Below are 4472 nucleotides of genomic sequence, written 5' to 3' on the forward strand. Positions count from 1 at the left end.
CCGCGTGCAGGGCTCCCGCGAGGCCGCCGATGGCGATGCGCCGCGGCAGCGCCGGATCGTCGAGGCATTCCTTGCGGCCTCGCGCGACGGCGATTTCGAAGGCCTGCTCGCAGTGCTCGATCCCGGTGTCGTGTTCCGCGCCGACGCTGCAGCGCAGCGATTGGGATCGCTGGCGGAAATCCGCGGCGCGACGGCGGTTGCCGAGACCTTCAAGGGACGGGCGCAGGCTGCAAAGCCGGCACTGGTCGATGGCGCCCCGGCGCTGGCGGTCATTCTCGACGGGCAATTGCGGATCGTGCTGCAGTTCACCATTGCGGGCGACAGGATCACGGCGTTCGAGGCCGTTGCCAATGCGGAGCCGATCGCGGCGTTCGACATCGAGATGCCTCCGAGCAACTAGGCTGAGGGCAGCCAGGTTTCGCCTTGACTGCATCTAGAGCCGGGGGTAGCCTTTCCGAATACGGAATTCCGTATTCCGAAGGAAACGCCCGGTATGCTCCCGCTCGAGCCGCTACCCAACCTGATCGACCAGGTCTATGCGCGGATCCTGGAGGCGATCATCGACCGCACGCTGCCGCCCGGGCAGCGGATCACCCAGAACGAGCTTGCCGAGAAGCTTGGCGTGTCGCGCCAGCCGGTGTCGCATGCGCTGCATCTGTTGCACCGGCAGGGATTGGTCGCCGAGAGCGGCCGCCGCGGCTTCGAGGTGACCCAGCTCGATCCGCAGCGCATCCGCCAACTCTACGAAGTCCGCGGCGCGATCGACGCGCTGGCCGCGCTGCTCGCCGCCGGGCGCAGCAGAACGGATGCTGCCGGCCGCGGGCGGCTCGAAGCGGCGCTTACCGCCGGCCGCGCGATCGACGCGCACACGCCGCTCGCAGAACTGATCGCGCGCGATGTCGACTTCCACAGCGCGATCTACGCGCTGTCAGGCAATCCCGCGATCGAGGAGATGATCGCTCCGCAATGGGCGCATATGCGCCGCTCGATGGCGACTGTGCTCGCCGAGCTCGACTATCGCGAGAGCGCCTGGGCCGAGCATGAGCAGATCGCCGCACATGTCCTTGCCGGCAACGCAAGGGCGGCCGAGGCCGCAGCCCTTGCGCATGCGCAGATGGCAGGCCGGATGACGGAGGAAAGACTGAGAGCGACCGACGTGGCGGCGTGATCGGCGCGCCGTCAAAGAAAACCAAAAGGAGGAAGCACCATGAAACTGACGCCAGAGCAGATCGAATTCTTCAACCGCGAGGGCTGGCTGTTCCTGCCCGAATTGTTCAGCCAGGAAGAGGTAGATTTCCTCGCCCGCGAGGCGATGAACACCTACGACGCCAACCGCCCCGAGGTATGGCGCGAAAAGAGCGGCGCGCCGCGCACCGCCTTTGCCGCGCATCTCTATAACGAGGCTTTCGGCGCCCTCGGCGCTCATCCGCGCATGATCGAGCCGATCGAGCAGATCTTCGGCGAGAAGGTCTACATGCATCAGTTCAAGATCAATGCGAAAGCGGCCTTCACCGGCGACGTCTGGCAGTGGCATCAGGATTACGGCACCTGGAAGCGCGACGACGGCATGCCGGAGCCGCGTGCGATGAACATCGCGATCTTCCTCGACGAGGTGATGCCGATCAACGGCCCCTTGATGCTGGTGCCGAAGAGCCACCACGCCGGCGACCTCAAGGCCGCCCATGACCTTCAGACCACCTCCTATCCGCTGTGGACGCTGGACGAGGAGACCGTGACGCGCTTGGTGAAGGACGGCGGCATTGTCGCGCCGACCGGCAAGCCCGGCGGCATGCTGATGTTCCACGGCAATCTCGTCCACGGATCGAGCGGCAACATCACGCCCTATCCGCGCAAGATCGTCTATCTGACGCTGAACGCGGTCTCGAACTACATCCGCACCCCGACGCGGCCGGAATACATCGCCCACCGCGATTTCACGCCGATCCAGACGGTCGCAGACGACGCGCTGGTGCGGCTCGCGCGTGCGCCGCGACAGGCGGCGGAGTAGTCTCTCACATTGTCATTCCGGGGCGACGCGTAGCGTCGAGCCCGGAATCCATTTCTCCGCTCGCGCATGCGGCCCGATGGATTCCGGGTTCACGCTTCGCGTGCCCCGGAATGACGAAAACAACGATCATCGGATATCCCGCCATGAACCTCCACCACCTCCTCAAAGCCCGCGCCGCCGCCGGCAAGCCGGTTCGCGTGGCGCTGATCGGCGCCGGAAAATTCGGCTCGATGTTCCTGTCGCAGGTGCCGCATACGCCGGGGCTGGAGGTGCCCATCATCATCGATCTCGACCGCGACCGCGCACGCGAGGCGTGCCGCACCGTCGGTTGGGACGATGATCGGATCAAGGCCACGACGTTCACCGATGACGGCGTACGCGCGATTGCCGGCGGCCCGATCGATGTGGTGGTGGAGGCGACCGGCAATCCTGCGGTCGGCATCAAACACGCGCGCGCGGCGATCGCGGCCGGCAAGCACGTCGTCATGGTCAATGTCGAGGCCGACGTGCTGGCGGGCCCGCTGCTTGCGGAAGAAGCCCGCAAGGCCGGCGTGGTCTATTCGCTCGCCTATGGCGACCAGCCGGCGCTGACGGCCGAAATGGTCGATTGGGCGCGCGCCACCGGCTTTCGCGTCGTCGCCGCCGGCAAGGGCACGAAGTATCTGCCGGCCTATCACGACGTGACGCCCGAAGGCGTCTGGAGTCATTACGGCCTCACCGCCGGCGAGGCGCAATCCGCCGGCATGAACCCGCAGATGTTCAACTCCTTCCTCGACGGCACCAAATCCGCGATCGAGATGGCAGCGATTGCGAACGCCACCGGCCTCGACGTGCCCTCCGACGGCCTCTTGTTTCCGCCATGCGGCGTCGACGATCTCCCGCATATCTTGCGGCCGCGCGAGAAAGGCGGCGTGCTGGAGAAGTCGGGCGTGGTGGAAGTGGTGTCGTCGATCGAGCGCGACGGCCGTCCCGTCTTCCGCGACCTGCGCTGGGGCGTCTATGTCGTGCTGGAAGCGCCGAACGATTATGCCGCCGATTGCTTCAAGCAATACGGGCTGAAGACCGACGCCTCCGGCCGCTATGCGGCGATGTACAAGCCCTATCATCTGATCGGACTGGAGTTGAACATTTCGGTCCTGTCGGCAGCATTACGCAATGAGCCAACCGGGCAGCCGCACGGCTTTCGCGGCGATGTCGCCGCCGTCGCCAAACGCGATCTGCGCGCGGGCGAGGAGCTCGATGGCGAAGGCGGCTACACGGTGTGGGGCAAGCTGATGCCGGCACAAGCGAGCCTTGCCGCCGGCGCATTGCCGATCGGGCTCGCCCATCGCGTGAAGCTGAAGAACAATATCGCGCATGGCGCCGTGGTGCGCTGGAGCGATGTCGAGATCGACGCAAGCAATGAGACGGTGAAGACGCGCAAGGCGATGGAAGCAGCGTTCGGCGGGACCAAGGCGACAGGCGCCGAGCGCGTGCGTGCCTGAAGATTGAGCGCGCGCTTCGCAACTGCGATAGAGCATTGCGCTTGATTATCGGTGGGCGAACGGTCATGCTCGCTGACGGAACCGGAAATTTCGGAATTCCGATAACAAGAGCCTTTTGAAGGCCTGCCAACCCAATCACCACAATCCAGCGTCGGTCACCGACGAAGCCAAAAACGACACTCAAGATCGTTGTCCCTCGTCGAGGTATCGACACCAGCAGAGGGGAAACGCAATGAAACGTCGTGAGTTCTTGAAGGCAGGCGGCATCTCGCTCGCCGCGAGCGCCATTGCTGCGCCCGCGGTTGCGCAATCGATGCCGGAAGTGAAATGGCGCCTGGCGGCGAGTTGGCCGAAAGCGCTCGATACGCTCTATGGCGGCTGCGAATTTTTCTGCAAGCGTGTGGCCGAGATCACCGACAACCGATTCCAGATCCAGCCGTTCGCCGCCGGCGAAATCGTGCCCGGCCTGCAGGTTCTCGATGCCGTGTCGAACGGCACGGTCGAGATGGGCAACACCGCGCTCTATTATTATTGGGGCAAGAACCCGGCCTTCACGTTCGGCACGTCGCTGCCGTTCGGCCTCAACACGCGCCAGCACATCTCCTGGCTGCAATGGGGCGGTGGACAGGATCTGCTCAACGATCTGCTCAAGGAATATGGCTGCACCAGCGTTCCGACCGGCTCGACCGGCGCGCAGATGGGCGGCTGGTTCCGCAAGGAGATCAAGTCAACGGCGGACCTTCAGGGCCTCAAATTCCGCGTCGGCGGCTTCGCTGGCACGATCATCGCCAAGGTCGGCGGGGTGCCGCAGCAGATCGCTGGCGGCGACATCTATCCGGCGCTGGAGAAGGGCACCATCGACGCTGCCGAATGGGTCGGCCCCTATGACGACGAGAAGCTCGGCTTCGTGAAGGTCGCGAAGTTCTATTATTATCCCGGTTGGTGGGAAGGCACCGGCCAGGGCCACAACCTCATGAATC

At 64.8% G+C, this 4472-nt stretch carries 5 protein-coding genes; all 5 read left to right on the forward strand.

The annotated features are described in order from the left end of the window. The coding region (locus CWO89_RS41175; RefSeq protein WP_502702949.1) for a sigma-70 family RNA polymerase sigma factor family protein at positions 1–400 on the forward strand (400 nt) is incomplete at its 5' end. Between the two features lie 93 nt (positions 401–493). Then, positions 494–1168 carry a GntR family transcriptional regulator gene (locus CWO89_RS41180; RefSeq protein ID WP_130583969.1) on the forward strand — a complete coding sequence of 225 codons (675 nt, stop codon included), beginning with the start codon at positions 494–496 and terminating at the stop codon, positions 1166–1168. Between the two features lie 39 nt (positions 1169–1207). Then, positions 1208–2008, forward strand: coding sequence for a phytanoyl-CoA dioxygenase family protein (locus tag CWO89_RS41185; protein ID WP_130583970.1), 801 nt, complete (start codon positions 1208–1210; stop codon positions 2006–2008). Between the two features lie 143 nt (positions 2009–2151). Then, positions 2152–3492 carry an NAD(P)H-dependent oxidoreductase gene (locus CWO89_RS41190; protein WP_130583971.1) on the forward strand — a complete coding sequence of 447 codons (1341 nt, stop codon included), beginning with the start codon at positions 2152–2154 and terminating at the stop codon, positions 3490–3492. A gap of 232 nt (positions 3493–3724) precedes the next feature. Continuing rightward, positions 3725–4472, forward strand: a 748-nt coding sequence (locus CWO89_RS41195) for a TRAP transporter substrate-binding protein (protein ID WP_130583972.1), incomplete at its 3' end; no start/stop codon positions are given.

The organism is Bradyrhizobium sp. Leo170, from assembly GCF_004296405.1.
Lineage (GTDB): Bacteria > Pseudomonadota > Alphaproteobacteria > Rhizobiales > Xanthobacteraceae > Bradyrhizobium.

Excerpts from the sequence above, each read along its gene's own strand:
- CWO89_RS41180 (WP_130583969.1), top strand. The coding sequence starts at position 494 with ATGCTCCCGCTCGAGCCGCTACCCAACCTGATCGACCAGGTCTATGCG.
- CWO89_RS41190 (WP_130583971.1), top strand. The coding sequence starts at position 2,152 with ATGAACCTCCACCACCTCCTCAAAGCCCGCGCCGCCGCCGGCAAGCCG.
- CWO89_RS41185 (WP_130583970.1), top strand. The coding sequence starts at position 1,208 with ATGAAACTGACGCCAGAGCAGATCGAATTCTTCAACCGCGAGGGCTGG.